The organism is Ruegeria arenilitoris, assembly GCF_013035425.1.
Taxonomy (GTDB): Bacteria; Pseudomonadota; Alphaproteobacteria; order Rhodobacterales; family Rhodobacteraceae; genus Ruegeria; species Ruegeria arenilitoris_A.
In genome coordinates this window covers 46,854-73,268 of sequence record NZ_WQHX01000002.1, presented here as the reverse complement: position 1 = coordinate 73,268, position 26,415 = coordinate 46,854, and the positions used below count along the sequence as shown (strand labels likewise).

General features: G+C 52.5%; 21 protein-coding genes. 6 read left to right on the top strand and 15 right to left on the bottom strand.

Translation table 11 applies throughout. From position 1 onward, the window contains the following. Window positions 1-14: 14 nt before the first annotated feature. The 4 genes from GOV45_RS05955 to acs form a co-directional block, all read right to left on the bottom strand. Window positions 15-1,799 carry a sodium:solute symporter family protein gene (locus GOV45_RS05955; RefSeq protein ID WP_170475519.1) on the bottom strand — a complete coding sequence of 595 codons (1,785 nt, stop codon included), beginning with the start codon at window positions 1,797-1,799 and terminating at the stop codon, window positions 15-17. 15 nt (window positions 1,800-1,814) lie between these two features. Continuing rightward, window positions 1,815-2,099: a DUF4212 domain-containing protein gene (locus GOV45_RS05950; protein ID WP_170475518.1), complete on the bottom strand. Its 285-nt coding sequence runs from the start codon at window positions 2,097-2,099 to the stop codon at window positions 1,815-1,817. 182 nt (window positions 2,100-2,281) lie between these two features. Beyond that, a complete protein-coding gene (locus tag GOV45_RS05945) occupies window positions 2,282-2,965 on the bottom strand; it encodes an adenylate kinase (protein WP_170475516.1) in 684 nt (227 codons plus the stop codon). Window positions 2,966-2,972: 7 nt separating this feature from the next. Further along, complete coding sequence (gene acs / locus GOV45_RS05940; protein ID WP_170475514.1) at window positions 2,973-4,937, bottom strand: acetate--CoA ligase; 1,965 nt, start codon at window positions 4,935-4,937, stop codon at window positions 2,973-2,975. 398 nt (window positions 4,938-5,335) lie between these two features. Between acs and GOV45_RS05935 the strand changes: the two genes are divergently transcribed. From GOV45_RS05935 to GOV45_RS05925, 3 genes are read left to right on the top strand one after another with little or no spacing between them, the layout of a single operon-like run. Beyond that, window positions 5,336-6,352, top strand: a complete 1,017-nt coding sequence (locus tag GOV45_RS05935; protein ID WP_170475512.1) for a C4-dicarboxylate TRAP transporter substrate-binding protein — start codon at window positions 5,336-5,338, stop codon at window positions 6,350-6,352. A gap of 58 nt (window positions 6,353-6,410) precedes the next feature. After that, on the top strand, window positions 6,411-7,040 hold the full coding sequence (locus GOV45_RS05930; protein WP_170475510.1) for a TRAP transporter small permease: 630 nt from the start codon (window positions 6,411-6,413) through the stop codon (window positions 7,038-7,040). Window positions 7,041-7,043: 3 nt separating this feature from the next. Then, a complete protein-coding gene (locus tag GOV45_RS05925) occupies window positions 7,044-8,447 on the top strand; it encodes a TRAP transporter large permease (protein ID WP_170475507.1) in 1,404 nt (467 codons plus the stop codon). 135 nt (window positions 8,448-8,582) lie between these two features. On the opposite strand, the gene GOV45_RS05920 is transcribed toward GOV45_RS05925, so the two are convergent. From GOV45_RS05920 to rocF, 3 genes are read right to left on the bottom strand one after another with little or no spacing between them, the layout of a single operon-like run. Beyond that, window positions 8,583-9,623: an ornithine cyclodeaminase gene (locus GOV45_RS05920; protein WP_170475506.1), complete on the bottom strand. Its 1,041-nt coding sequence runs from the start codon at window positions 9,621-9,623 to the stop codon at window positions 8,583-8,585. A 9-nt stretch (window positions 9,624-9,632) separates the two neighbouring features. After that, window positions 9,633-10,553, bottom strand: a complete 921-nt coding sequence (gene ctlX, locus GOV45_RS05915; RefSeq protein ID WP_170475504.1) for a citrulline utilization hydrolase CtlX — start codon at window positions 10,551-10,553, stop codon at window positions 9,633-9,635. Continuing rightward, the gene (rocF, locus tag GOV45_RS05910; protein ID WP_170475502.1) at window positions 10,553-11,473 is read right to left on the bottom strand and encodes an arginase; all 921 of its coding nucleotides are present in this window, start codon (window positions 11,471-11,473) and stop codon (window positions 10,553-10,555) included. The genes ctlX and rocF overlap by 1 nt, the downstream gene beginning before the upstream one ends. Window positions 11,474-11,559: 86 nt before the next feature. Between rocF and GOV45_RS05905 the strand changes: the two genes are divergently transcribed. After that, window positions 11,560-11,988: an Lrp/AsnC family transcriptional regulator gene (locus GOV45_RS05905; protein WP_170476567.1), complete on the top strand. Its 429-nt coding sequence runs from the start codon at window positions 11,560-11,562 to the stop codon at window positions 11,986-11,988. Between the two features lie 107 nt (window positions 11,989-12,095). Further along, the gene (gene mprF, locus GOV45_RS05900; RefSeq protein WP_170475501.1) at window positions 12,096-14,705 is read left to right on the top strand and encodes a bifunctional lysylphosphatidylglycerol flippase/synthetase MprF; all 2,610 of its coding nucleotides are present in this window, start codon (window positions 12,096-12,098) and stop codon (window positions 14,703-14,705) included. A 3-nt stretch (window positions 14,706-14,708) separates the two neighbouring features. Here the strand turns inward: mprF and GOV45_RS05895 are convergent, their stop codons facing one another. The 8 genes from GOV45_RS05895 to metG form a co-directional block, all read right to left on the bottom strand. Beyond that, the gene (locus tag GOV45_RS05895) at window positions 14,709-16,259 is read right to left on the bottom strand and encodes an efflux transporter outer membrane subunit (RefSeq protein ID WP_254447929.1); all 1,551 of its coding nucleotides are present in this window, start codon (window positions 16,257-16,259) and stop codon (window positions 14,709-14,711) included. Between the two features lie 11 nt (window positions 16,260-16,270). Continuing rightward, complete coding sequence (locus tag GOV45_RS05890; protein WP_170475497.1) at window positions 16,271-17,416, bottom strand: HlyD family secretion protein; 1,146 nt, start codon at window positions 17,414-17,416, stop codon at window positions 16,271-16,273. Between the two features lie 21 nt (window positions 17,417-17,437). Next, complete coding sequence (locus GOV45_RS05885) at window positions 17,438-17,794, bottom strand: DUF3302 domain-containing protein (RefSeq protein ID WP_170475495.1); 357 nt, start codon at window positions 17,792-17,794, stop codon at window positions 17,438-17,440. A gap of 33 nt (window positions 17,795-17,827) precedes the next feature. Beyond that, entirely contained in the window at window positions 17,828-18,400 is a 573-nt protein-coding gene (locus tag GOV45_RS05880; protein ID WP_254447928.1) for a disulfide bond formation protein B, read from the bottom strand. Window positions 18,401-18,409: 9 nt separating this feature from the next. After that, window positions 18,410-18,565: a DUF5993 family protein gene (locus GOV45_RS05875; protein WP_170475493.1), complete on the bottom strand. Its 156-nt coding sequence runs from the start codon at window positions 18,563-18,565 to the stop codon at window positions 18,410-18,412. Between the two features lie 206 nt (window positions 18,566-18,771). Further along, complete coding sequence (locus GOV45_RS05870; RefSeq protein WP_170475491.1) at window positions 18,772-21,921, bottom strand: efflux RND transporter permease subunit; 3,150 nt, start codon at window positions 21,919-21,921, stop codon at window positions 18,772-18,774. Window positions 21,922-21,924: 3 nt separating this feature from the next. Continuing rightward, window positions 21,925-23,103, bottom strand: coding sequence for an efflux RND transporter periplasmic adaptor subunit (locus tag GOV45_RS05865; RefSeq protein ID WP_170475490.1), 1,179 nt, complete (start codon window positions 23,101-23,103; stop codon window positions 21,925-21,927). 270 nt (window positions 23,104-23,373) lie between these two features. Continuing rightward, a complete protein-coding gene (metG, locus tag GOV45_RS05860) occupies window positions 23,374-25,092 on the bottom strand; it encodes a methionine--tRNA ligase (RefSeq protein ID WP_170475488.1) in 1,719 nt (572 codons plus the stop codon). Between the two features lie 281 nt (window positions 25,093-25,373). Between metG and GOV45_RS05855 the strand changes: the two genes are divergently transcribed. After that, window positions 25,374-26,327 (top strand): hypothetical protein, encoded by a 954-nt coding sequence (locus GOV45_RS05855; RefSeq protein WP_170475486.1) that lies wholly within the window; start codon window positions 25,374-25,376, stop codon window positions 26,325-26,327. Window positions 26,328-26,415 lie beyond the last annotated feature (88 nt).

The following is a 26,415-nucleotide window of genomic DNA, read 5'->3' as shown; positions in this document are numbered from 1 at the left end:
CTGCCGCGTCACGCTCAATGATCCTGAGCAGCGCCTGCTCCACGGGGAATGCGAACGCTTTCGACAAGATCCTTGATCTCTTGCGGAGTCTCTTTGGTCATACCAGCCACAACATACGCGACCCCAAAGTTCACCATGGCACCAATTGCACCGAACGAGGTCGATTTGATTGGACCAAGCAGTGGGTCTGCGTCGGTGAAAGAGTTGGTGCCCGGAATGAACAGCCATCCTTTGTGCAGGAAGATGTAGACCAAGGTCACGACCAGACCCGCCAGCATACCACAGACCGCGCCTGTGTTGTTAATGCGGGTCGAGAAGATTCCCATCATAAGTGCCGGGAATATCGAGGCTGCCGCCAGACCGAAAGCCAACGCAACCGTCTGCGCCGCAAACCCGGGTGGGTTCAGACCCAGATATGTTGCGACAAGGATAGCCACAGCCATTGCGATCCGCGCTGACAAAAGCTCGCCTTTTTCTGAGATCTGCGGATTGATAGCACCTTTGATCAGGTCATGAGACACGGCAGACGAAATCGCGAGCAACAGTCCAGCCGCGGTTGACAACGCGGCAGCCAGACCACCAGCAGCAACAAGACCAATCACCCAACCGGGCAGGTTGGCGATTTCGGGGTTGGCTAGAACCAGGATGTCGCGGTTGAACTTTGTAAGCTCATTGCCGACCCAGCCTTTTTCCTCTGCAAGAGCCTGCATGTCGGCGTTCTTGTCATTATAGTACTGGATCTTGCCGTCGCCATTTTTGTCTTCCCAATCCAGCAAGCCGGTTTTCTGCCATGTGGCCATCCAGTCATAGCGAGGATCATTGTCAATCTCTTCTACTGAAACAGCGCCGCCATCGATTCCACCGTTGGGCCACATCATATCGGTGATGTTTAGCCGCGCCATTGCGCCGACCGCGGGGGCGGTCAGGTACAGCAAAGCGATGAAAACCAGCGTCCATCCAGCCGACCAGCGCGCGTCCGACACGCGAGGTACGGTAAAGAAGCGCATGATAACGTGCGGCAGACCAGCCGTACCGATCATCAGCGAAAGTGTGAACAGCACCATGTTCAAAGTGTTCGAGTGGTGGGCAGTGTAGTCCGCAAAGCCCAACTCGGTCACAATCGCATCCAGTTTGGTCAGCAGGGGCTCTCCACTGGCGGTGTCACCGAACAGACCCAGCGCTGGGATTGGCGTGCCGGTCAGCTGCAAAGAGATAAAGATTGCCGGGATTGTGTAGGCGGTGATCAGCACGCAGTACTGAGCAACCTGGGTGTAGGTCACACCCTTCATCCCGCCAAACACCGCGTATGCAAACACGACACAGGCACCGATCAGCAGACCGGATGTGTTCGAAACCTCAAGGAAGCGGCCAAAGGCCACGCCAACGCCGGTCATTTGACCGATCACGTAGGTCACCGACGCAACGATCAGACAGATCACGGCAACGACGCGTGCGGTCTGGCTGTAGAAACGGTCGCCGATAAATTCCGAGACGGTGTATTTGCCGAACTTACGCAGGTAAGGCGCAAGCAGCAGAGCCAGCAGTACGTAGCCACCGGTCCAACCCATCAGGAAGGTCGAGTTGTCGTAGCCAGTAAAGGCGATAAGGCCCGCCATCGAAATGAAAGAGGCCGCAGACATCCAGTCTGCCGCTGTCGCCATACCGTTGGTGACTGGGTGAACACCGCGGCCAGCGGCGTAGAATTCCGATGTGGAGCCCGCGCGGGCCCAGATCGCGATGCCGATGTACAGCGCAAAAGACGCACCGACAAACAGCAGGTTGATGGTAAACTGATCCATTGTCCCGACGCTCCCTTATTCTTCTTCAACGCCATGTTCGGCGTCGAGTTTGTTCATGCGCCAGGCGTAGTTGAAGATCAGCACCAGAAAGACCAGGATCGAACCCTGTTGGGCGAACCAAAAGCCCAGATCGGTGCCGCCCACGGCAATGCCGGACAGCAACGGACGCAGCAGTATGCCGAATCCAAACGAAACCAGCGCCCATATTGCGAGGCTGATGTAAATGAGACGCAGATTTGCCTGCCAATAGCCCTTGTCAGCTTCGGCACTCTGCGCGGAGTTTGTTGATTGATCCGCCATTGCGGGTTCCTCCTTCGCTTCCTCCTTGGGCGGCCCGCGTCTCAAACTCTTACGCGCGGGGCCGCATTTCGTTGTGCCGGTTGCTGACCGGCATCAGGAATAACTTCTCCGATCCGCCGAGGCGGTCCCGTTGAAGTATTCGTTTAGGAATTCGGCCCTCATTCAGGGCGGGCGTTATTCCCTCAGTTCATCGCGTTGCTCACTATCCCTTTGAGATTGCCGGCGATTTCTTCGATATTTCCCATGGCGTTCAGGCCTTTCAGAACGCCATGATCTTGGTAATAACTGATCAACGGCGCCGTCTGCTCGTGATACGCTGCAAGACGTGACGCGACGGTCTCTGCATTGTCATCGGCACGGCGCGTGAATTCTGCGTGGCCGCATTTGTCGCACGTACCTTCGATGACCGGGGCCTTGAATGTGTCGTGGTAGCCTTCTCCGCACATACTGCAGGTGTAGCGACCCGAGATACGCGTAACCATTTCGGCATCATCGACTTCCAGACTGATAGCTGCACTAATTTTCTGTCCGGTTTCCGACAGCAACTGATCCAGTGCTTGGGCTTGAATCGTGGTGCGAGGGAAACCGTCTAGAATGACGCCCTTGGCGCAATCCGGTTCTGCCAGGCGGTCGCGCAGAATTGCGATAACAATCTCGTCGCTTACAAGCTCGCCAGCCTCCATAACGGCCTTCGCTGCTTTTCCAGCCTCAGTTCCCGCAGCAACAGCCGCACGCAGCAGATCACCGGTGCTGAGTTGCACCAGCCCGAATTCGGCTTCGAGCATTCGCGCCTGTGTTCCCTTCCCGGCACCCGGAGGGCCGAGAAGGATGAGAACGGCCGGTGTTATGGTCGCAGCAGCTTCCATCGCGCCCTCACTTGCTTGCCCTGTTTTCGATAAGGTCCTCGACAACCGACGGATCAGCGAGGGTCGAAGTGTCGCCAAGCGAGCCAAAGTCGTTTTCGGCAATCTTCCGCAGGATGCGGCGCATGATCTTACCTGAACGGGTCTTGGGAAGGCCTGGGGCCCATTGAATAACGTCCGGGCTGGCTATCGGACCTATCTCGGTTCGCACCCAAGTGCGAAGTTCTTTCAGAAGCTCATCACTTGGCTCTCGATCATTCATCAAAGTGACGTAACAATAGATGCCTTGTCCTTTAATTTCATGTGGGTAGCCAACGACTGCAGCCTCGGCAACGGCGGCATGTGCAACCAGCGCGCTTTCTACCTCGGCCGTGCCCATGCGGTGGCCTGAGACGTTGATTACGTCATCAACGCGGCCAGTGATCCAGTAATCACCGTCTTCGTCCCGACGGCACCCATCTCCTGTAAAGTAGTAACCTTTGTAGTCCGAGAAGTAGGTTTTTTCGAACCGCTCATGATCACCCCAGACGGTGCGCATTTGTCCGGGCCAGCTATCTTTAATGCACAACACTCCTTCGACGCCATTTCCGCTGATCTCGACGCCGGATTGCGGGTCCAGAACGACGGGCACGATGCCAAAAAATGGTTTCATGGCCGAGCCGGGCTTCATCGCGTGTGCACCGGGCAGGGGGGTCATCAGGTGACCGCCGGTTTCGGTCTGCCACCAGGTATCTACGATCGGGCAGTTCCCTTTACCAACGACCTCATTGTACCAATTCCAGGCTTCAGGGTTGATAGGTTCACCGACGGTGCCCAAAACCTTGAGGTCGCTCAGGTCGCACTTTTCGACAAATTCGTTCCCTTGTCCCATCAGGGCTCGAATTGCGGTTGGAGCCGTATAGAATTGATTTACCTTGTGTTTTTCACAAACTTGCCAGAACCGTGACGCGTCGGGAAAAGTCGGGACCCCTTCGAACATCAACGTCGTTGCGCCGTTGGCCAGTGGGCCATAGACGATATAACTGTGTCCAGTAACCCAACCTACGTCTGCCGTGCACCAGTAGACATCACCTTCCTGGTAATCAAATGTGATTTCGTGTGTAAGGGATGCGTAAACCAAGTATCCGCCTGTGGTGTGCACAACACCCTTTGGCTGACCAGTTGAACCGGACGTATATAGAATGAACAACGGATCTTCGGCGTTCATTTCAGCCGGAGCGCTATAGTCGTCAGCCTCCAGAGCCATTTCGTTATAGTCGTAGTCCCGGCCATCGATCCAAGTCGTCTGCCCGCCTGTCCGTTTGACCACAAGGCATTTCACACTGTCCTTGCAGTGCAGCAATGCAGCGTCCGCATTCGATTTTAAAGGAGTCTTGCGCCCCCCGCGAGGAGCTTCGTCCGCAGTTATGACAACTTTTGCGTCGCAACCGTTGACCCGAGCAGCCAGTGCATCGGGTGAAAAACCGGCAAAAACGATCGAATGTATTGCGCCAATTCGGGCACAAGCCAGCATTGCATATGCTGCTTCTGGTATCATGGGAAGATAGATGACAACACGATCACCTTTGCGAACACCAAGCGATTCCAAGATGTTAGCCATCCTGCAGGTGCGGCGGTGCAACTCAGCGTAGGTTATGTGCTGGGATGCGTCATTGGGATCGTCTGGCTCCCAAATTATCGCTGTCTGATCACCGCGGGTTTCCAAGTGGCGGTCCAGGCAATTGGCCGAAACGTTCAATGTGCCGTCGGCATACCAGTTGATCTTTACCGACCCGAAGTCATAGTTGACGTCTTTGACTTGAGTATATGGTTTGATCCAATCGATCCGTTTGCCGTGTTCTCCCCAAAAAGTCGCGGGGTCACTCACGGATGCAGCGTACATATTTGCATACTGTTCGGCATTGACATGCGCGCGCGCAATAGTTTCTGCGGATGGCGGATAGGTCTTGGCATCTGCCTGGGCAGCGGTGTTCATTTCTGAGGCTCCTCCCTCTGATTTGGAATATATCGGTTCGATTTTGCCCGCCGATCAGGCAATGTCGAGCCGTTTCTCCCCTACTCGAATAATACGGGATTGTGAAAATAAATAAATAAATTGCGGTAATCCTTGGATTAGTTTGTAAACAAGTTTTTTGATTTAAGTCAATTTTGTAAAAAAATCATAGAAATATTCTAAAAAACAATAAAAAACAATGAGGTAGATGTCATGAATTTTGCGTTCTGTTGACTCGGCCGTCCAATCTTGACTGACTCTTGATCGGTGATGAGGTCGAAAACACGCTGAAACGAGCGGGGGTTGGCAGACTCCAGACTAAGCGCTAGCTTCGAATATAAGCGTCCCGAAGAAGGGGCGCACATAAGGGAGAGACCAATATGAACAGGATGTTTAGCGGTGTTGCCGTGGGCGTCATAGCAACGGCGTTCGTTACAGAGGCCGCAGCCACCGAATGGAACGCTTCGGTATGGGGCAAGCGGCGTGCTTTTACTGAGCATGTGGAGAGATTAGCTGAACTGGTTAACGAGAAAACCAACGGGGATTTCACCATCAACGTAAGCTATGGTGGGCTTTCCAAACCGCGTGAAAATCTGGATGGCATCGAAATTGGTGCATTTGAAATGGCGCAGTTCTGCGCAGGCTACCACCGAGACAAGAACCGCGCGATTACTGTTTTGGAGTTGCCATTTCTGGGCGTGAATAATCTGGACGAAGAAGTGGCGGTCAGCCATGCGGTTTATGACCACCCAGCAGTCAAAGACGAAATGGCCCAGTGGAATGCTCGCATCTTAATGACCTCGCCAATGCCACAGTACAATCTAGTTGGTACCGGTGACCCAAGGGATCAACTTGCCGAGTTTGACGGCATGCGAGTCCGCGCGACAGGAGGGCTCGGGAAAGCTTTCGAAGCCGTTGGCGGCGTTCCGACCTCTGTACCTGCGACCGAGGCATTTAACGCTATGGAGTCTGGTGTAGTCGACACAGTTGCTTTTGCGCAGCACGCGCATTTGTCATTTGGCACGATCAACGAGGCTGATTGGTGGACCGCTAACTTAAACCCTGGCACAGTCAACTGTCCCGTCGTCGTCAATATCGATGCTTATGAAGCGTTGCCGGCTGAACATCGTGAAGCGCTTGATAGCTCTATAGATGAGGCAATTGATCATTACTTGGCTAATTACGCTGGCCTGCTTGAAAAATGGGACAGTGTTCTAGAGGAGAAGGGCGTTACGAAAGTAACCATTGATGACGCTGTGATCGAAGAATTCCGCGCCAAGGCGGCCGATCCAATCCGCGAGCAATGGATTGCTGATATGTCGGCACAAGGACTACCGGCGCAAGACCTGTATGATCTTGTTCAAGCGACCTTGAAACAGCAACGCGGCGGTAACTGACCGTAAGGGCCGGGCGTTTTTTAACGCCCGGCCACTTGGACTTGAGGGATCACCTTATATGGCGGGACAGGCAACGGTGTTAGAAGACGGCAGCCTGATAAGCCGTCTGGATAAAAAATTATTGAAGCTTGAACGATTTCTGGCTCTGCTAAGTGGTATAGCTGTGTTTGGCCTTATGGTGCTGGCAGTTGTGTCGGTCAGTGGACGAAATGCGCTGAACGCGCCGCTGCCCGGCTATGTTGACTGGATCGAACAGGCTATGCCGTTGATAGCATTCCTCGGCATTTCATTTGTGCAACGCGACGGCGGGCATATTCGTATGGATATCGTGATCTCACGATTGCACGGGCGTTCTCTGTGGCTGTTTGAGACTATCTCGGTTGTTCTGATCCTGCTTCTTATGCTTGCCCTCGTTTGGGGCAGCTGGTCGCATTTTGAACGGTCCTTTGATTTCAGTGCACCGTTTTGGAGCCGCGATAGCTCAATCGACATCGGCATTCCACTCTGGCCCGCCAAGCTTCTGGCTCCGATAGCTTTTTCAGTGCTTTGCCTGCGTCTGATCTTACAAATCTGGGGGTATGGGAAGGCGTTGGTTCTGGGTCTGGAGCATCCAGTTGCAGTGCCCTTGATTCAGGACATAGCAGCTCAGGCAGCTGCCGAAGCTGAACAGTTTGAAAGGCGCTCGTAGCTAATGGACACGATAGATATCGGGCTTTGGGTCACGGGTGGTCTGTTGGTCCTGGTGGTCACGGGGATGCGTGTGGCTTTTGCTGCGGCTCTGGCGGGGCTTGTCGGACTAATCTGGATTTTTTGGGCAAAGTTCGGCTATGATCCAGAACGTTTTGGCAAGGCTCTGACCGTGGCTGTGAAAACGGCGGGGCAAGTACCACATTCCAAGGTCGCTTCTCACACGCTCAGCTTGATCCCGACATTTATCCTTATCGGTTACCTCGCTTATTACGCCGGACTTACTCGCGCGTTGTTTGAGGCGGCGAAACGTTGGGTCGCCTGGGTCCCGGGCGGACTAGCCGTATCTACTGTATTTGCCACCGCAGGATTTGCGGCTGTTTCAGGGGCATCTGTCGCCACGTCCGCAGTATTTGCGCGTATAGCTATCCCCGAGATGTTATCTGTCGGCTACAACAAACGTTTCGCCGCAGGCGTTGTCGCAGCAGGTGGGACGCTGGCTTCGCTTATTCCACCCTCTGCGATACTTGTGATCTATGCCATTATTGTCGAGCAGGACGTGGGAAAATTGTTGCTCGCCGGCTTTATACCAGGTGCATTCTCGGCGGTAATCTACGGCTTGTTGATCGTGGGCATAGCTGTGATTTTCAAAACCGTGGGTCCTCCTGTGACCGGATTTACCTGGAAACAACGTCTTGCGGCGTTGCCCGGAGCACTGCCAATCGTCGCCGTGATCCTGATCATAATTTGTTTCGTATACAACCCGTTTGGCGAAGATGCGTGGGGCACTCCAACCGAAGGCGGAGCGATCGGTGCCTTCATCGTGTTCTGTTTCGCTTTGATCCACGGTATGCGGTGGCAAGAGTTCAAATCTGCCCTTCTTGAGACCGCAAAGTTAACGGCTATGATTTTCGCCATAATTTGGGGCGTGCTCATCTACGTCCGGTTTCTAGGCTTCGCTGATCTGCCGGGCGCATTCTCGGATTGGATCACGTCGTTAGAGATGTCGCCGATGCTGATTCTGATATGCATACTGTTGGCTTATGCAGTGTTGGGCATGTTCATGGATGCAATCGGGATGCTGCTGCTTACACTGCCCGTTGTTTACCCCGCAGTTATGGCCCTAAATGGAGGTGAAGCGGTAAGTGCCGCAGACAGCACTTTTGGCATGTCAGGACCGATGTGTGCGATCTGGTTTGGTATACTGGTTGTGAAAATGGCCGAGTTCTGCTTGATCACGCCGCCGATAGGTCTCAACTGTTTTGTTGTGGCTGGCGTTCGTCCCGACCTTAGCGTTCAGGACGTTTTTAAAGGCGTGACGCCTTTCTTTATTGCGGATGCCGTTACAATAGCGTTGCTCGTCGCTTTCCCTGGCATCGTGCTCTATCTCCCGTCGCTCGCAGGCTAGTTAGAGAAAGCACACGAAGTCAGGCGTCTATCAAAAAAGTCGCCAGATTGGATTGGACCAAATTCTTGGTCTGTAAGAGCCTCGCGCAGGAGGCACAGCGTTTGACGAGATAACAAAGTAGCGGTTTCTGCTAGATCAGACAGCTCGCATTACCATGCCAAACAAATCGCGAGGATCGTCGGGGTCGGCCAGCATGTCCAAAGGTTCAAAGAACTCCGTTCCGTCTATTGCCTGTTTGACGTAGCGCAGGGCCGAGAAATCTTCGATCGCGAATCCGACGCTGTCGAACAGGGTAATTTGGCGGTCATCTGTGCGGCCTTTCGACTGTCCTGCCATGACTTGCCACATCTCGGTTACCGGATAGTCGTCATCCAATGCCTGAATCTCACCTTCGATGCGGGTCTGCTCTGGGTACTCCACAAAAATGTCCGACCGTAGAAGAATGTCTTTGTGCAGTTCGGTCTTGCCTGGGCAGTCTCCACCGATAGCGTTGATATGAACCCCTGGGCCAACCATGTTGTCTGTTAGAATTGTGGCGTATTTCTTATCCGCTGTGCAGGTGGTGATGATCTGCGCACCTTCAATAGCATCCTCGGGTGTCTTGCACGATATCACTGAGAGACCCTTGCCGCTTAAGTTTGCAGCACATTTCACGGTCGCATTCGGATCAATGTCATAAAGGCGCACCGTGTCTATGCCGCACATTGCCTTGAATGCTAGACATTGAAATTCGGATTGGGCGCCATTGCCGATCATGGCCATGGTTTTTGCATTTGTAGGAGCCAGGTAGCTGCCAACTAGCGCAGAGGTGGCTGCCGTTCGTAATGCGGTCAAAATTGTCATCTCTGTCAGCAGAGTAGGATAACCAGTGTAAACGTCAGCCAGTAGGCCAAAGGCTGTTACGGTTTGTAAGCCCTCGGATGTGTTTTTGGGATGGCCGTTGACGTATTTGAAACCATATGCTTCGCCATCGGAAGTCGGCATAAGTTCGATCACGCCATGGGGCGAATGGGCGGGAATCCGGGGCGTTTTGTCAAAGCTTTCCCAGCGTTTGAAATCCGCTTCAATCACGGCGGCAAGCTCGATGATCATTTTTTCGACACCGATGTGGTGTACCAACCGCATCATGTTGTCTACGGAGACAAAGGGGACAAGAGCCTTATCGGAAGGTTGCATATTTGACTCCTATCGGCGGGAAAGGTGGATGCCTGCGATCATGCAGCGAACGGAACCGCCGGCGGTTTCGATTGTTGGCACGGACAACGGAAGCGGTCTTGCGCTGTTTTCAATGATCGAGAGCTGCTCGGGCGTAAGTGACAACAAGGCTCTGCTGGACAAGGCAAGAACCAAACCATTTTTCCCATTAAGTTCGATGGCATTGCCTGCAAATTCTGCGATTTGCGCGTGCGAAAGTTCGACGATTTTGCGACCAGATTCCTCAAGCCTTGCCCGAACGGTGGCCCGTCGTTCTTGGTCCGGGATCATATCTAGACAAATCAGCGCGTATTTAGTGCCGATGCCCATCAAAACATTGGTATGGTAAACGTCGCGCCCGGCTGAGTCCTTGGCTTGGAAAGCAATGGGTTCATAGTTGAAATGCGTGCAAAACCTTTCTAGCAAAACAGGGTCCGCACGGTTGGATTTAACTGTGTAAGCAATGCGACCGACATGGTCCAAAACCATTGCGCCAGTACCTTCTAACGCAAGGTTGTCCTGTTCCAAACCAGAGTAATCAATCACATCCTGAACGCGGTATTCTTGTTTGAGCAGCTTGATTACGTCATCGCGCCGTTCACGTCGGCGAGATGGCGCGAACATTGGATAGATAGCCACATGGCCGCCAGGATGTGTTGAGAACCAATTGTTGGGAAAAACACTGTCTGGCGTATCAAGATTTCCATGATCATCGAAAACGTGAACAGTGATGCCAGCAGCTCTCAACTGGTACACAGCCTCGTCATGTTCCTGCAAGGCAGTAGAGGAAGTTGCCTGTGATGATGTTTGCGCCAGAGTTTGAAACGCGTTGTCGTGGCTGGTTTCAGGATTGGAAGCAAATGCATGAGGTCGGATCATAACAACTGCGGACGGTGATTGAAGCGAGTGCATCAGAAACTCCGGGTCGGGCGATCAAAGATCCGGCGACCCATAAGTGAGGCTGCCAAGTCGACCATCAGTTTTGCGGTACGACCGCGTTCATCGAGAAACGGGTTCAACTCGACAAGGTCCAGCGAACACACCAGACCGCTTTCGTGTAGTAGCTCCATGACCAGATGCGCTTCGCGTTCCGTTGCGCCTCCGGGTACGGTGGTCCCGACGGCTGGCGCTATGGCAGGGTCTAAAAAGTCAACGTCCAGTGAAACGTGCAAGATGCCATTTGCCGTACGAACTTTGTCAAGAAAGGCGATCAAGGGGGCTTTTATCCCATGCTCATCTATTGTGCGCATATCCGCCAGCATTGCGCGCGCCTGTTCCAGAATGGTTCGTTCTTCCAGATCGACGGATCGAAGTCCGATCATACCAACACGGTCAGTGGGGACAGGTACGGCAGGGGCAGGGAAGGCTTCAAAACCTGACTGCCCCGTGAAATAAGCTACGGGTGTGCCGTGCAGATTGCCGCTGCTGGTGCTGTCGGGGGTGTGGAAATCACTGTGCGCATCAAGCCACAACACAAACAAGGGTCGCCCAATCTTGCTGGCGTACGCTGCCATCCCCGAGACGGTTCCCATAGACAGAGCGTGGTCTCCACCCATAAAAATTGGCATTCCCCGGACGGCAGAATTTTGTGCCGCTCGACCCAAAGCTTGAGTCCAACCAACACATTCTGGCAAGGCGTATAAATGTTCGTGGGAAGGTATCTCGACTGGGTCCGGTACGGTATCGCCTACGTCATCCACCTCATGCCCAAGATCACGTAAGGCTTGCCCTAGCCCGGCCACACGATATGCATCTGGACCCATGCGACATCCTTGACGCCGTTTTCCGGAATCCATCGGCGCACCAACTAAGATCAGCGATTTTTTGTCCATGTGTTCTTTTATCGACGCAATGTGGGTTGCGAGAAGACAACAAAGTGCTCAAAAAGAAGATGGATGAACCGATATGGAAGTCAATCTTGGACGATTTGGACAATAAACTGCTAAATGCGCTACATCGAGATGCCCGCGCGTCCTTGTCGGAACTTGCCGAAACGCTTGGGGTAACGCGCACAACTGTGCGCAGTCGTCTACATCGGCTCAAGCAGTCTGGGGAAATCGTAGGATTTACAGTGGTGACACGCAAGAATGTTGCGGAAAGCCCGGTACGAGGTCTGATGATGTTGGGGATCGAAGGTCGCGGGACAGAGAGAATAATGTCACGTATAGCTGCAATGCAACAGGTGCGGGCAGTGCATTCTACTAACGGCAGCTGGGATCTAATCGCCGAGATCGGAACGGATACGCTGGCTGAACTGGATGGAGTTTTGTTTCAAATTCGCCGGATGGAAGGGATCACTCGGTCAGAAACAAATCTGCTTTTGTCGACTCGTAAGGGCCGATCTTGATGAACCAATGGTAACGCTTTGACGGCCTTGAGATTTGTGCAAAACTTACCTTGTCGGCGGGTCGTTACCGTCTGGCAGTTGGACGGGACAAAGGCGGGACTATTGCGATGACCACTCAAGCAGCACCCGACGAGTCGCAATCGACGGATTGGGTGAACAAAGCATCCGGCCTGCTTGAAAAGCCTCTTTTCCGGGTTGCTGTACCTTTGCTTGTAACTCTAATTGCGCTGGCTGTTTTGCACGAACTTTCGGCACACGTGAAATGGTCCGAAGTTACCGCGGACGTTGCAAATACACGGTGGCAAACACTTTTTTTTGCTTTCTGTTGGACCGCGTTTAGTTTTCTTTCATTGTCCCTTTACGATGTCTTCGCCGTGCAGAGCGTTGCGGACGGAAAGGTTCCTCTACCTGTGGCAGGAATGGCTGGCGCAACCGGTTATGCAGTATCGAACTGTGTTGGGTTTTCATACATAACTGGTACGGCAATCCGATACAGAATTTATGCGTCTTTAGGCTTGGATCTGAGCCGAGTAGCCGGTGTCATTGCAACTTCTTGGATCGCGTTTTGGATGGGCTTGGTCCTGATAATGGGGCTTTTGCTGACGCTGCATCCTGACGGTATTTCCAAGGTCCTGCCCATTAGTGAGACGGTGGAAACCGTGATAGGCCTAATATTGCTGACTGGCCTCGCTGTTTTGTTCGTCTGGCTTTCACGTGGTGGGCGAAGGTTCGGTTTTGCTGGGCTCGGGTTTAACTTGCCCGGCGGCAAACTGGCCGGCCTGCTCACGCTTGCTGCTTTGGGTGATATCTTTGGCGCGTCAATGACGCTCTATGTACTGATGCCCGATGATCTCGGTGTAGGCTATCCCTATTTTTTCACGATTTTCGTTGCTGCAATCGCAATCGGTATTCTCAGTCACGCTCCGGGTGGTTTAGGTGTGTTTGAGGCAACCTTGATCGCGGGCCTTGGCGCGTCGGGTCGATCGGACGTCATTGCAGCTCTGTTGTTGTATCGGGTTGTCTATACTTTTCTTCCTTTCGCTATTGCGACGTTGTCCATAGCTATCGCATCCGCTCTGACTCAACGGCATCGCATCGGCGGAGCGGCGACTTGGATTTACCGTGTTATCCGCCCGATTGTTCCAATGGTCGCTGCCGGTGTCGCGGCTGTTGCAGGCGCTATCATGCTCGTGTCCGGAGCGTTGCCATCCAGTTCACAAAACCTTGGAATTTTACGTGAAGTTTTGCCGTTGTCCTTCGTAGAAGCGTCACATTTGGCAGGCAGTGCAATAGGTTTGCTGCTGCTGTTGGTGTCACGTGGTCTGTTCCGCAAGCTGTATCGCGCGTGGGTGGTTGCCATGCTGCTAATGGTCGCTGGTTTTTTTGCGTCGCTTGCCAAGGGTTTGGACACGCATGAGGCGTTGTCGATGCTGGCCACGATTGGTCTGCTTGCAATGTTTCGAGGCGCGTTCTATCGAGTCAGTGGAGCGTCCATCTTTCGCCTGAACATCCCTTGGCTTGTCAGCGTTGTCGCCCTGTTGGCGGTGATCTTCTGGATTGGGCTTTTTGCTTACTCTCACGTTGAATACGAAAATGCGCTTTGGTGGGACTTTGCTTGGAACGGGGATGCGTCTCGGTTCCTGAGATCCAGCCTTGCGGTGGCCGTGATCCTTGGTGTGGTCGCCATAAATTCTCTTTTCGGGCGAGAAATTCCAACACCCGCGCGCACGGAAATTCCTGAGGTTGTAGAGCGGCTTGCATTGGAATGCGAAGATACCGAAGCTCAGATTTCCCTGACCGGAGACAAACAGTTTTTGATATCCTCGGACGAGACCGCGTTTTTAGCATATGCCGATACTGGCAATGCCTTGATCACAAAAGGCGAACCTGTCGGAGACGAGACGGCAGGTGTTCAACTAATCTGGCAACTGCGTGAGCGCGCTGATCGAGAGGGTAAACTATGCGCGTTTTATAGTGTATCGACCAAGTATCTTCCAACCTTTCTGGACCTCGGGCTTTCAATCTTAAAGATAGGAGAAGTCGCCCGCGTCCCGCTTAAAGATTTTTCTTTGGACGGCAAGTCTCGCAAACGCTTTCGGCAGGCGAAGAACAGGGCGGAACGCGAAGGCTATGTATTTGAAATAATTCCTAAAGAACGGATGGCGCCAATTCTGCCGGAACTGCGCAAAATTTCCGATCACTGGCTTGAGCATAAAGCAGGAGAAGAGAAGGGATTTGCGCTGGGAGGGTTCGATAATGATTACTTATCTTACTTTGATTTTGCGGTATTAAGAGATCGGGAAACCAACCAAATCTTGGCTTTTGCCAACCTCTTTCAGGGTGGTCACAAATCCGAACTTTCCCTGGATTTAATGCGTTACGAGCCAGACAGCCCAAGTTTTGTCATGGACGCTCTTTTTGCCGAAATGATGGTCTGGGGAGCAGAGCATGGGTTCCACTGGTTTTCACTTGGGGCGGCTCCGTTTTCGGGGATCGAAAATCGGCAGCTAGCGTCGATCTGGAACCGGATCGGCGGGTTTGTTTACGATCATGGTGAGCAATTCTATCACTTCGAAGGACTGCGAGCCTTTAAGCAGAAATTTGACCCGGAATGGAGCCCCAACTATTTGGCCAGCCCCGGCGGACTGGCCGCGCCTCGCATTCTGTACGAGGTCAACATATTGATCTCGGGTGGGCTTAGAGGTTTGACAAAATAGTTGTTAATTCAGGCTCGCGCGGGTTGGTGTATTTTCCAGAAGATCTCCCCAATCCGTGCGATACGCCATTTCTGCAAGAACAGTTTCAGGTAAGAACTCCTGATTTTGCCTGATTTGCCAGCCGCCTCCTAACCCCTTGTAAATTGAAACTAAATTGGTCGACACCTGTTGGCGGGCTTCGATTAAATTCGCCTGTGACCTTAATAGCGCGGTTTGGGTGTTCAATATTCGCGAGTAACTGGCGATGCCGTCGCGGTACTGATCCACGGCAATTTCCGCAGCCCGACGTGAGGCCTCGACGCTGCGCTGATAAAAAGCGACTTGTTTACGAGCCTCGCTATACGCGACCATCGCGCTTTCGACTTCGGAATACGCGGTTAAAACGGTGTTTTGATAATTGGCTATCAACGCTTGGTATGCTGCATCCTGCGCGCGAACGTTATTCTTGATCCGGCCATAATTCAGCACGTTCCAGACCACGCCCGCGTTGGCCAACCCTGTTCCACTGCCAGAGCTGAACAGGTCCCGCCCGCCTGAAGCCTGCAATCCTACAGCGCCAGACAAGATAAACTGGGGATAAAGATCTGCCATGGCAATTCCCACTTCCGCGGATTGTGTCGCCGCAGCCAGCTCAGCGGCCCTGACGTCCGGGCGCCGTCTTAACAATTCAGCAGGAACACCAACCGCTACGTTAGATCGTGCAGTCGGAATACGACCGGAACCGCCCAACATGCCCGACATGTTTGACGGGGTCGTGCCCAGAAGAACCGCCAGAGTGTTTTTTGCTTGTTGAAGATCGCTTTCCAACTCTGGCACCAAAGCTTGAGTGTTGTTTAACAGCGCAGTGGATTCCTGAACATCAAGTTCGGTTGTAACTCCGTTATTAAAGCGCAACTCGGTAAGGTCCAACGCTTCTTGTTGCAGTTTGATATTCTCGCGCGCGACCTGCTGTGCCTCTTGTAATGAACGAATATTAATATAAATCGCGGCGACGTCGCCAGTCAGCGTTACAAGAGCATCGTCATAGTTTGCAACTTGTAGGGCCAAGTTGGATCTTGCCGCCTGAACACCGCGCCTTTGCGCGCCCCAAACGTCCAACTCCCACTGTGCGTCAAAACCAACTTGTGAAGTTGAGAATTCGGTGTCCAACGGGATAATGCGTCGAATGTCCGAGATCGGTCCTAAGTTTTCGCTGATCCGACGCTGCTGTAACGAGCCACCTATGGCTTGCGACTGCGGATACAGCTCGCCAAATGCTATGCCCAACTGGGCGCGGGCCTGCAAAACTCTGGCTCCGGCGACCTGAAGGCTCAGGTTCTGTGAATAAGCCTGCGCAATCAGTTTGTTCAGGGTCGGGTCGTTAAATGTCTCCCACCATTTGACGACCGGCGCGCTGCGTGATGTTAAACCACTGGCATTTGCGTTTGGGCTGTTTACTTCGATCCATTGTTTTAAAACCGGAGAGTTTGGTCGCACGAAATCTGGCCCAACCGGGGCGCAGGCAACAAGAGAAGCTACGCATATTGCAGGGCCCATCAGCCAATGGAGTTTCATGGAGCGCATCCTCAAATATCCAGTGGTCTGATAAAGTTTGCAAAAGAATAGAGACGGATGTTAATGCGTCTCAGAAATTCAAAGCTTTTCCCCTGACCGGTATAAATTGCTACGGCGGCATGGCCGCCCGCTGGAAATGTGTGGCCTTCGGGCACATCAACCGTGATTTGTACCGCTATCCGACCTGGCAGTTTCGGCACTTCAAAACCCGGAAGGCGGCCCGATGGAAGGTACTGACCTTGGCGGGTAGCCCACCAAATCGCCTCGACTTTGCCAGGTAAAATTTCTCCGGGGTATAGATCCAGCGCTACTTCGACGGGTTGGCCTGGCTCGACAAATTTCAGGTTCTGCTGGCGAAATGTAGCAAGAATGTATGGCTCGTCCTCGGTTACAAAACTGGCGATTGCGCCAAGCCTGACGTCGCCCACGACCAAGCCGGGGCGGGCCTGCTGCGAAACGATCATGCCGTTTTCGGGTGCGTAAATCGTAGTGTTTTCAAGGAAATACTCAGCTTCTGACAATTGCGCCTGCGCTTGCAATATACCCGTGTTAACGCCGTCTATCTGAGATTCCAGCGCGAGGTTAGCTTTTTGCAAGTTTGCTTCCGCTTGTTTTACGGCCGCTTGATCCTCGGTGACCTGTTCATTCCATCGATCCAGTTCGTCTTGTCGAGCTCCTCCAGCCGGTACAAGGTTCTCATACCGAGCTTGTTGCGTTTGCGCATACGCCAGTTGCGCGTTGGCACGCTCAACCGCTTCGGTTGAAGAAATCACATCCTGTTCAAGAATTTTTGCGTTTTGCTCTGCGGCGACCAATTGCGCTTTGGCGTTGTCGACGGCCAACGAAAACACAGTGTCGTCGAAGCGAAAGAGCGGATCTCCCTTGGTGACTTGAGTGTTGGGCTCGACCAGAACCTCGGTCAAGATCGTGGGTTGGGTCAGTTTTGGAACAATTTGTATTGTCGAACGAACGACATGACTGTCGGCTGAAAAGGGTTGGAAAAACCGTAGCGCAACCAGAAAAATCAACAACAAGTGGGCACCAACCCAGAACGAAACGATGCCCCAAGTGATGTTGAATTTCAGCCACTGCATCTTGAAGAAGATGAACCAGACGAAAATGATATAAAAAAGGGTTATGCCAAGGGCGACAAGCATTGTGTGTTTCTTTCTATAACCTCAGCCCTTTTCGGTTTCGCCGGACTTGCGTTGGTACTCTTCTTTTACGGTGCCACCCATACGTTCAATATCTTTGCGGATCGCGTCCTTTTCTTCGTCCGGACCTCGGCGAATGTCGACGGTTACACCATCATGAAATGCCCACATAAAGGCGTGCACCCATGGGACAACTGCTAAAAACCCCATCCAACCCATGATTTTGACGGCCTCGGCGTGCGGATGGTTGCGTTTTATAGCAATTCGACCAGGCAGCCCCATTAGGAAAAGAAACAGTGCCATAACCGCCGCCAACAGCAGTATCAGCGCCACAAACGTCAGGTAGTCATAGTAGCCAAGCGGCTGCCCCAATAATCCCATGCTCGCGCCTCCTGTTGGGAAGTTGTTCTATCCTCAGTTGTTGCTGTCCAATTCGTCAATCAATTTGTAGCTGGTTGGCGGGTCCGCGCAAACAGTTGGGCCGCATTCAATCAGGGTTGACGCGGCGTTCAGCACCGCCAAACCCAACATTGTGAAAAATGCAAAACGTGCGAGTTTGTTTCCGCCAAATCGTTCCGTGTTTGGTTCGGACGCATACTGGCGTTCGAACATCAACATGACAGCTGTTCCAACAAGGATCAGAAAAAAACAAATCGCCGCCCAAGTGTAGTAATGCAGACCCAGAACTGGTGAGCCATAGTGCCCGGTACCTGGCACGATGTGCAGAAGAATCTGGCGAATTGCTACGCTGCCACCAAAAAGCGCTGCAAGCAGCATGATTGCATAGTGTTGTGGCCGAGAGCCATATAGCAGGTTCAATCCAAGCCCGACGCCAACGGCTACAAAGCCAACGCGCTGTAGCAAGCATAGCGGGCAGGGGAGTTCATAAAGCGCAATTTGGTAGCCGTAAGCCAGCGCCAGTACCAAGCATACAGCCAGCATTCCCACGGCGTTTAGTGTGCGGGACAGTTCAGGTGTCATGGTCATCCTCGGCCCCTAAAGTTGAATGGATAGCTGACTAGTGGCGTGATACTTTAACCAATAAATACTCATCGCCAGCGTTATCAGGAAAAGCGTCGTGCCTGCTTGTGTGCGGCCATAATAATTAAGGCCCATCGTGGCGACAAATAACGCAAACAAAAGAGCGATCATGGCCCGGTTCTCCCCTTCCGTGTGCCAGTTCTGAATAACATGGATAGTGTCAGTTGGATCAATACCTGACAAGTCGCAACGGAACTGACTGGCGGAAAATGCTTTTGAACCTTTGGGTTGGTGCGTTTATTAGCATTGCGAATAGCAATTGCCCAAAAATGGGCGAGCGTCCCGTCATCTGGACGGGGCGCCAAGAATTTATAGCCCTATGCGTCTGTCAAAGCGTCGCTGGCTTCCTTGTCGGAGCCACCTTTGGAGCCTTTGATCCATTCGCGCAAGCCCTGCATCACGGCGTAGAGCACAGGCACCAAGATGACGCCAAATAAAGTTGCAGCCAGCATTCCGCCGAATACCGCAACTCCAATTGCCTTTTGGCTGGCAGCGCCAGCACCGCTGGCGGCAAGCAGCGGCACAACGCCAAGAAGGAATGACAAGGCTGTCATCATCACGGCTCGGAATCGTTGATGAGCGGCCTCAGCTGCCGCGTCTTTGATCGACAGTCCATTCGCGCGTTGCTCCATCGCGAATTCTACGATCAAAATGCCGTTCTTAGAGGCCAAGCCAACAAGCATTATCATCCCGATCTGTGTGTAGAGGTTGATGTCGCTACCAACGATGGCCACGGCTGAAACGGCCCCAAACAGTGCAACGATCACAGATAGCAGGATCGAAACCGGCATGGTCCAGCTTTCGTACTGTCCAACCAGAAAGAGGTATCCAAACAGAACAGCAAGTCCCAGAATAATGATCACAAGGCCGCCAGAAGCAAGCTGCTGCTGCGCCGTTCCAGTCCATTCAAACGAATATCCGGGCGGGAGGGCGGTTGCCGATTCCTCTGTCATCACGTTAATAGCATCGCCTGTAGACAACCCTTCGGCCGGAACCGCAGTAACTGTGGCGGATCGGAAAAGGTTATGCCGTTTCAGCAGAACGGGCCCCAAGACATTTTCGACGTCAATTAATGTTCCAAGTGGCACCATTTCGCCCTTCGTCGATCGCACGTACAGGTTTGAGATATCCTCGACATTATCGCGATATGACCCTTCGGCTTGGATCATTACACGATAAACCCGACCAAATAGGTTGAAGTCGTTGACATAGTACGACCCCAACTGCGCCTGCATGGTCTGGAAAATCTCGGCCACGGAAACTTGCAGTGTTTTCGCTTTTTCTCGATCCAGATCGACAAATAATTGAGGGACATTTGCCCGGAAAGTTGTGTAGGCCTGACCGATTTCAGGCCTTTGATTGGCCGAGTAGACGAAAGACCCAACGGCAGAGGCTAGATCTTGCGGACTTCCTCCTCCGGTTTGCTGCACCTCCATTTCAACACCAGCAGACATTCCGAGACCTTGAATAGGCGGAGGGTTGAAGGCCACAATCGAGGCCGCCGACTCCCCGTTTGCGATTGTTAGGACCTTTCCCAGAATTGCATCGGCGCTCAGATCGTCCTCTTGCCGGTCGTCCCAATTATCGAGGTTAACAAAAATAGCGGATCCGTTTGTGATCGTCCCATTTAGAAGCGAGAAACCGTTGATCAGAACAGTACTCGCAACTCCGGGGATCTGTTGTATCTGTGCATCCACCCGTTCAGAAACCGCTTCGGTTCGTTCCAATGTGGCGGCATCCGGTAGCTGGATATCCACGAACAAATATCCGTTGTCCTCTAAAGGCAGGAAGCCACTGGAAGTGTTTGACATAATAGTCACGCCGCCAAACGCAAACGCCGCGATGATGCCCAACGATATGATAGGTACGATAAGCAATTTTCGAACGATTGCGACATAGCCGTTACGCAATCCACCTATGAAACCTTCGAAAACGGCCAGAAGACCCTTTGGTGGTCCGGAACGAGCCTGCAACACCAAGCCACAAAGTGCAGGCGAAAGTGTCAGCGCGTTGATCGACGAGATAACAACCGCGGTCGAGATTGTAACGGCAAACTGAGAATATAATCGACCAGAAATACCCGGCATGAAAGTGACTGGTACAAAGACCGCAAGCAAAACCAACGTGGTCGCTATAACAGGTCCAGTGATCTGGCCCATAGCTTTGCGCGTAGCCTCGGCAGGTGCCAGCCCTTCTTCGGCGATAATGCGTTCAACGTTTTCGACCACAACGATCGCATCATCAACGACGATACCAATCGCCAGTACCAGTGCGAAAAGAGAAATCGTGTTCAGCGACATGCCGAAAGCAAGCAAGAAAGCGAATGTGCCGATCAATGATACGGGAATGGCAACTGCTGGAATAATTGTCGCTCGCCAACTGCCCAAGAAGACAAAGACAACCGAGATCACGAGGATAAATGTGAGGATCAAAGTTGAAACCACATCGTTCAGCGATTGTTCCACAAAGTCAGTGGTATTGAACGGAACCTGATATTCCACATCGGTAGGGAAGGCGCGGGATAAGCGTTCAAGTTCAGCTTCGACTCTGTCCGATACTGCCAATGCGTTTGCGCCTGGGGCCTGATAAATGCCAAGTACAGTTGCAGGGACGCTGTCGAAGTATCCTGACGCCTGATAATATTCGGCTCCCAGTTCTACTCTTGCGATATCACGAACTCGCACAATCGAACCGGCATCACCGGTTCGAATGACGATCTCACCAAACTCTGCGGCCGAAGTCAGGCGACCTTTGGTTTTAATCGTATACTGAAAAGTTTGCCCCTCAGGAACTGGAGGCGCACCAATCGAGCCTGCTGAAACCTCGATATTCTGTTCCCGAATGGCGTTGATGACGTCCCCAGGCGTAATCGCAAGCGCAGCCATTTTGTCCGGGTCCATCCAGATACGCATGGCATATTCCAGATTGGTCAAAACGTCCGCCTTACCGACGCCTTGAATGCGCGCAAGGGCATCTTTCAGGTTTATCGAGGCATAGTTCGAAAGAAATACACTGTCGTACGTGCCGTTGGGCGACGTCAGAGTGACAAGCAACAGCATATTTGTGGATGCTTTTTGTGTCACCACACCCGAAGATGTGACCTCAGTTGGCAGCGAAGACATTGCCTGTGCCACGCGGTTTTGCACGTTTACTGAGGCGATGTCAGGATCGGTGCCCACCTCGAAGGTGATATTTAACGAATAATTGCCGTTGTCTGATGAGGTCGACGTCATGTAAATCATATCGTCCACACCGTTTACCTGGGCCTCGATTGGCGCGGCCACGGTATTTTCAACGGTTTCCGCGTTAGCCCCGGTGTAAGTTGTCGAGACACTAACAACTGGCGGCGTGATGTCCGGGAATTGGGCCACTGGCAACACCAGATAGCCAATCCCACCCATGATGGTGAGAACGAGCGAGATTACAAGCGCCAGCTTTGGCCGGCTGATGAACAGGGCTGAGAACATCAGTTATTCTCCCGGTTGTTCAGTGGCAACAACCGCGTCGACGGCCACGCCTGGTCGCACCCTTTGGAGGCCCTCGACAATCACGCTTTCCCCTTCTCGCAGCCCCTCCGAAACGATTATCGCCGACCCAACCACATCACCGGTGGTGATATACCTTTGTTCAACCATTTGTTTGTCGTTAACCACCAGAACAAATTCACCCCGTTGATCACGCTGCAGGGCGGCCTGCGGGATGAGGACTTGAAGTGTCGGTTCCAGCGCTTCGATATGGACGCTAAGGAAAGCCCCGTCGACTATCAGACGATCAGCATTATCAAACTCGGCCCGTACAGTGATGGCACCGGTCAACGGGTCAATTCGGTTGTCCACAAAAACGATTTCCCCGGTTTCGTCCAGTTCTGTCCCATTTGGAAGCGTGACGTGCACATTCGGGCTCTTATTACTTTCTGCTAAGGAGGCCGGGTTCTCCCCTACCTGCTCCAGAACCGTAGTGAACTGCTTCTCATTTAAAGAAAAATTTACATAGATCGGCGCTTCTCGGACCAAGTTCACCAATGGTGGATTGGTTGGGCCAACGACGTCGCCAACACTGGTTGTTACGCGTCCGATACGCCCGTCAAAAGGGGCGTGTATCTGAGTATAACTTAGGTCAAGTTGCGCCTGTTGAATGGCAGCATTTGCCGCTTTGACTTCGGCCTCGGCGACGAGCTCATTGGCGCGAGCTATGTCGCGCTCGGACTCGGGTGTTGCATCCCGCTTGTACAGTTCTTCCTTACGCGCCAGATCGACTTTCGCGAGCTCAAGGTTGGCTTCGGCTCTGTCCAGATCGGCCTTGCGAGCTTCCAATGTGGCCTCATAAAGGTCAGGCTCGATTGTAAACAGCAGGTCGTCCTTTTTGACCAAAGCTCCGTCTTCTACAGCCTGACTATCGAGGAACCCGTTGACACGCGCCACTATGTCGACCTTATCAATTGCCTCGGCCCGGCCGATGAACACTGCTTCATCGGTGATCTCTTCGGTATAGGCGGCGGCGATCGAAACTTTTGGCGGCGGCGCGTTTTCTTGATCTTGGGCGAGCGCTGCGTGTGCAGTGCTGAGGCAGAAGATCAAGGCGATTTTCGTTCCGATCCCGCGAGCCGACTCTCTTCCAAAGAAATTCGTATTGATAAAAGCAAAAGACATGGCACGCGCCCCATTCAGACCAAAGAATTCGTTCCAGACATCGAACTTGTCCGGACGAGTCGTTTTAATTTTTGGTCAGGATGGCCGTTTTGTTTTCATATCTCAAGCTTCTTGAATGAGAAGTCATGGATAAAAGATCATTAATTTTCCTATCGGTTGGACAACTTAGCCAAGTGCCCTGTTGTCCTTCCCCCGATTTTAAACATAAGCAACCTCTGATGGCGCTCCAAATACGTCAAGGACACCGGTTGCCTTTTGAAATGCGAAATTTTAGTCGCGTGTCCCGGCGAACCGAGTTTGCCAATCTTCGCGTTGCTCATCCGTAATTTTGGCGAATAAAACGTCAGGTACAGAAAATTCATGCCCAGCGGGTAGGGACGTCAAAGCGACCGCCACATCGTCGGGCCAGCTTGTATCCAGCGTGTTCATTGCGCTGAGCATTCGGGCGGAAGTTTCCGGGATAAATGGTGCACTCAGGACTGCGTAAAGACGGATCAAGTTCAAACCCAGACGAACTTGCGTAGCGGCAAGTTCCCGGTCTTCCTTAAAGGTTGACCAAGGTGCGGCCGCTTGCAGGTATTCATTTCCAGCGACCCATATGGCGCGCAGTTCCTGTGCCGATTTACGAACCTCCATCGCTTCCATATGGCCCTCATAGGCGCGAATGCGGCGCGTGAGTTCTGAAATTAGCGTTTGTTCCCTTTCACCAAAGTCGCCACCTTCGGGAACGGTTTCCCCGAATTTCGAGCGGCAGAATTTGGTGATACGGCTTACAAAGTTGCCCAGAACGTCTGCCAAATCTTTGTTCACCGATTGCTGGAAGTTTTCCCATGTGAATTCGCTGTCACTGCTTTCCGGTGCGTGACTTAGTAGCCACCAACGCCAATAATCGGCCGGCAAAATCTCAAGAGCTTGGTCCATGAATACGCCGCGTCCCTGCGAAGTAGAAAACTGGCCTCCGTCATAATTGAGATAGTTAAACGACTTTAGGTGATCGACCATCTTCCATGGCTCGCCTGATCCCAAAATAGTCGCGGGGAAGCTCAGGGTGTGAAACGGGACGTTGTCCTTACCCATAAACTGAACATAGCGTACATCGTCGGCCCCTTTGTCAGTACGCCACCAACGCTGCCAATCTGCGTCTGTTCTGCCATTTGCGTCGGCCCATTCTTTTGCGCAGGCGATGTATTCGATAGGTGCGTCAAACCACACGTAGAAGACTTTTCCTTCCATGCCAGGCCAGTCTTGATCGCCTTTCTTGACCGGTACACCCCAATCCAGATCGCGAGTTATCCCTCGGTCTTGCAGCCCGTCGCCGTCATGAAGCCATTTTTTCGCGATAGATGTGGTCAGGATCGGCCAGTCTGTCTTACTGTCAATCCATTCATCCAACTGATCCTTCATCGCGGATTGACGTAAATAGAGGTGTTTAGTTTCACGCACCTCTAAATCCGTTGAGCCCGAAATGGCCGAGCGTGGCTCGATTAGATCGGTGGGGTCCAACTGTTTCGTACAATTCTCACACTGGTCACCGCGCGCTCGGTCGTAACCACAATTGGGGCAGGTACCTTCGATATAGCGGTCGGGAAGAAACCTGCCATCCGCATTAGAATAGATTTGTTTCTCGCTGACTTCGCGGATTAAACCAGATTCGTCCAGCTTTCCTGCGAAATGTTGCGTAAGATGTTTGTTCTGTTCACTCGAAGATCGACCAAAATGATCAAAACTAAGTCCAAAACGATTGGCGATGTCTGCTTGTATTCCATACATCTCGGCGCAATATTCGGCGACCGGCTTGCCTGCCTTTGCCGCAGCTAGTTCTGCAGGGGTCCCGTGTTCATCGGTGGCGCAAAGAAACATGACCTCATTCCCGCGGCCGCGCTGATACCGCGCGTACAAATCGGCCGGAAGTTGCGATCCGATGAGATTTCCGAGGTGCTTGATCCCATTTATGTAAGGGATCGCCGAGGTGATGAGTATCCGGGCCATTTTTGCGTTTCCACGTATCTGTCTGCGCGCCCGTCTACCTTATGTCACCGTCCAGCAAAAGCCCGGTTTCGCAACCAAACGACTATAAATAATCTGGAAAAGCGTATCCAACGTTAAAAAACCTTTTGGATTGACCTTAGGTCTCTGTAACAGGTGAATCTTGCCAGTCGATGCGTTCAGCTGCGGCTGCTTAACGCCCCAGTTTCACCGCCGTATCACTCTGTTCGCGCAAATGAGCCAATAATGTATCATAATTCTACGGCTCAAATTGGGAGGGGTGAATGCTTACACCATGGTTCAGGCACGGTCTGACTATCTTTGCCATGTTTTGTGCAGCTTTCGTTAATTTAACACCTTACGCGAAAGCCGATCAAAGCGATGCGATAAATGCAATCGAAGACTTCGATCACGCCATGCTTTCGATTTTTCGTCGGGGGCAAGATGCACTAACAGCTACTACGCGTCCTGTTATGATCATTGCGCGTGACGTTACGGTTCTTTCAGACGACGGCGGGCAAGCAACATATTCCAGAGACGCCCCGCATTACCTAGTCTTCAAGTCCACGTCGCATATTTTGCTGGGCATTATCGGCGCCGTCACGCCGTGGCCACAGGGGGATGCGGCCAGTGAGCTCTGGAAGAACGAGTTCTCAACCATTTCTGAAGAAATAGAAAAGCTTCTTCCATTGATTGACGGCCTCAAAATTTCCGAGTCCGCTATGGTTCGTCAGAAAAAAATGCTGGAAACGGCTAAGGCATTTGTCGACCAAGCATTGTCCGAGCAAAAGCTGACCCGCGAGGCGGTTATTAAAGTTATTAACGACATGAGGCCAGAATGGTCGGCCAACATGCGCGATGCAGCTCGGGCCGAGCTTGAGGCATTACACAAAGCAGTATCAGATGCGCGTTCGGAAATGGACGAAGACGATTGGAATAAAATGTACGTGGTACACCACGGTGGATCTAACGTTAAAAACGTCAATGTTGTACTCTTGTACTTGCAGAGGGTGATGCCTGAAAAGGTGACTGCCGGGCAGGTGTTGTTCGCAGAAAGCGCCCACGGGACTGACGCAATGGCAAAGTATGCGGGTTATGCAAAGATGCAAAGGCTTGTGGGTGCCTGGGCATTTGGTGACCCGGCTCGGATGGAGGTCGACCTTCTGGGCTATGAGGCCGGTTCAATTCTGGATGAATTGATCCCTGTGTCGCCGTCAGTGTTTGCGGTCGACGAATGAAAAGATGTCTCTGTCAAATTCTGCTTGATTGTTCTGGTTCCAACTTTGACAAGCGGTTCTTTGGTCTAATGTCCGGCCCGCAAACACA

Excerpts from the sequence above, each read along its gene's own strand:
- GOV45_RS05955 (WP_170475519.1), bottom strand. The coding sequence starts at position 1,799 with ATGGATCAGTTTACCATCAACCTGCTGTTTGTCGGTGCGTCTTTTGCG.
- GOV45_RS05950 (WP_170475518.1), bottom strand. The coding sequence starts at position 2,099 with ATGGCGGATCAATCAACAAACTCCGCGCAGAGTGCCGAAGCTGACAAG.
- GOV45_RS05945 (WP_170475516.1), bottom strand. The coding sequence starts at position 2,965 with ATGGAAGCTGCTGCGACCATAACACCGGCCGTTCTCATCCTTCTCGGC.
- acs (WP_170475514.1), bottom strand. The coding sequence starts at position 4,937 with ATGAACACCGCTGCCCAGGCAGATGCCAAGACCTATCCGCCATCCGCA.
- GOV45_RS05935 (WP_170475512.1), top strand. The coding sequence starts at position 5,336 with ATGAACAGGATGTTTAGCGGTGTTGCCGTGGGCGTCATAGCAACGGCG.
- GOV45_RS05930 (WP_170475510.1), top strand. The coding sequence starts at position 6,411 with ATGGCGGGACAGGCAACGGTGTTAGAAGACGGCAGCCTGATAAGCCGT.
- GOV45_RS05925 (WP_170475507.1), top strand. The coding sequence starts at position 7,044 with ATGGACACGATAGATATCGGGCTTTGGGTCACGGGTGGTCTGTTGGTC.
- GOV45_RS05920 (WP_170475506.1), bottom strand. The coding sequence starts at position 9,623 with ATGCAACCTTCCGATAAGGCTCTTGTCCCCTTTGTCTCCGTAGACAAC.
- ctlX (WP_170475504.1), bottom strand. The coding sequence starts at position 10,553 with ATGCACTCGCTTCAATCACCGTCCGCAGTTGTTATGATCCGACCTCAT.
- rocF (WP_170475502.1), bottom strand. The coding sequence starts at position 11,473 with ATGGACAAAAAATCGCTGATCTTAGTTGGTGCGCCGATGGATTCCGGA.
- mprF (WP_170475501.1), top strand. The coding sequence starts at position 12,096 with ATGACCACTCAAGCAGCACCCGACGAGTCGCAATCGACGGATTGGGTG.
- GOV45_RS05895 (WP_254447929.1), bottom strand. The coding sequence starts at position 16,259 with ATGAAACTCCATTGGCTGATGGGCCCTGCAATATGCGTAGCTTCTCTT.
- GOV45_RS05890 (WP_170475497.1), bottom strand. The coding sequence starts at position 17,416 with ATGCTTGTCGCCCTTGGCATAACCCTTTTTTATATCATTTTCGTCTGG.
- GOV45_RS05885 (WP_170475495.1), bottom strand. The coding sequence starts at position 17,794 with ATGGGATTATTGGGGCAGCCGCTTGGCTACTATGACTACCTGACGTTT.
- GOV45_RS05880 (WP_254447928.1), bottom strand. The coding sequence starts at position 18,400 with ATGACCATGACACCTGAACTGTCCCGCACACTAAACGCCGTGGGAATG.
- GOV45_RS05875 (WP_170475493.1), bottom strand. The coding sequence starts at position 18,565 with ATGATCGCTCTTTTGTTTGCGTTATTTGTCGCCACGATGGGCCTTAAT.
- GOV45_RS05870 (WP_170475491.1), bottom strand. The coding sequence starts at position 21,921 with ATGTTCTCAGCCCTGTTCATCAGCCGGCCAAAGCTGGCGCTTGTAATC.
- GOV45_RS05865 (WP_170475490.1), bottom strand. The coding sequence starts at position 23,103 with ATGTCTTTTGCTTTTATCAATACGAATTTCTTTGGAAGAGAGTCGGCT.
- metG (WP_170475488.1), bottom strand. The coding sequence starts at position 25,092 with ATGGCCCGGATACTCATCACCTCGGCGATCCCTTACATAAATGGGATC.
- GOV45_RS05855 (WP_170475486.1), top strand. The coding sequence starts at position 25,374 with ATGCTTACACCATGGTTCAGGCACGGTCTGACTATCTTTGCCATGTTT.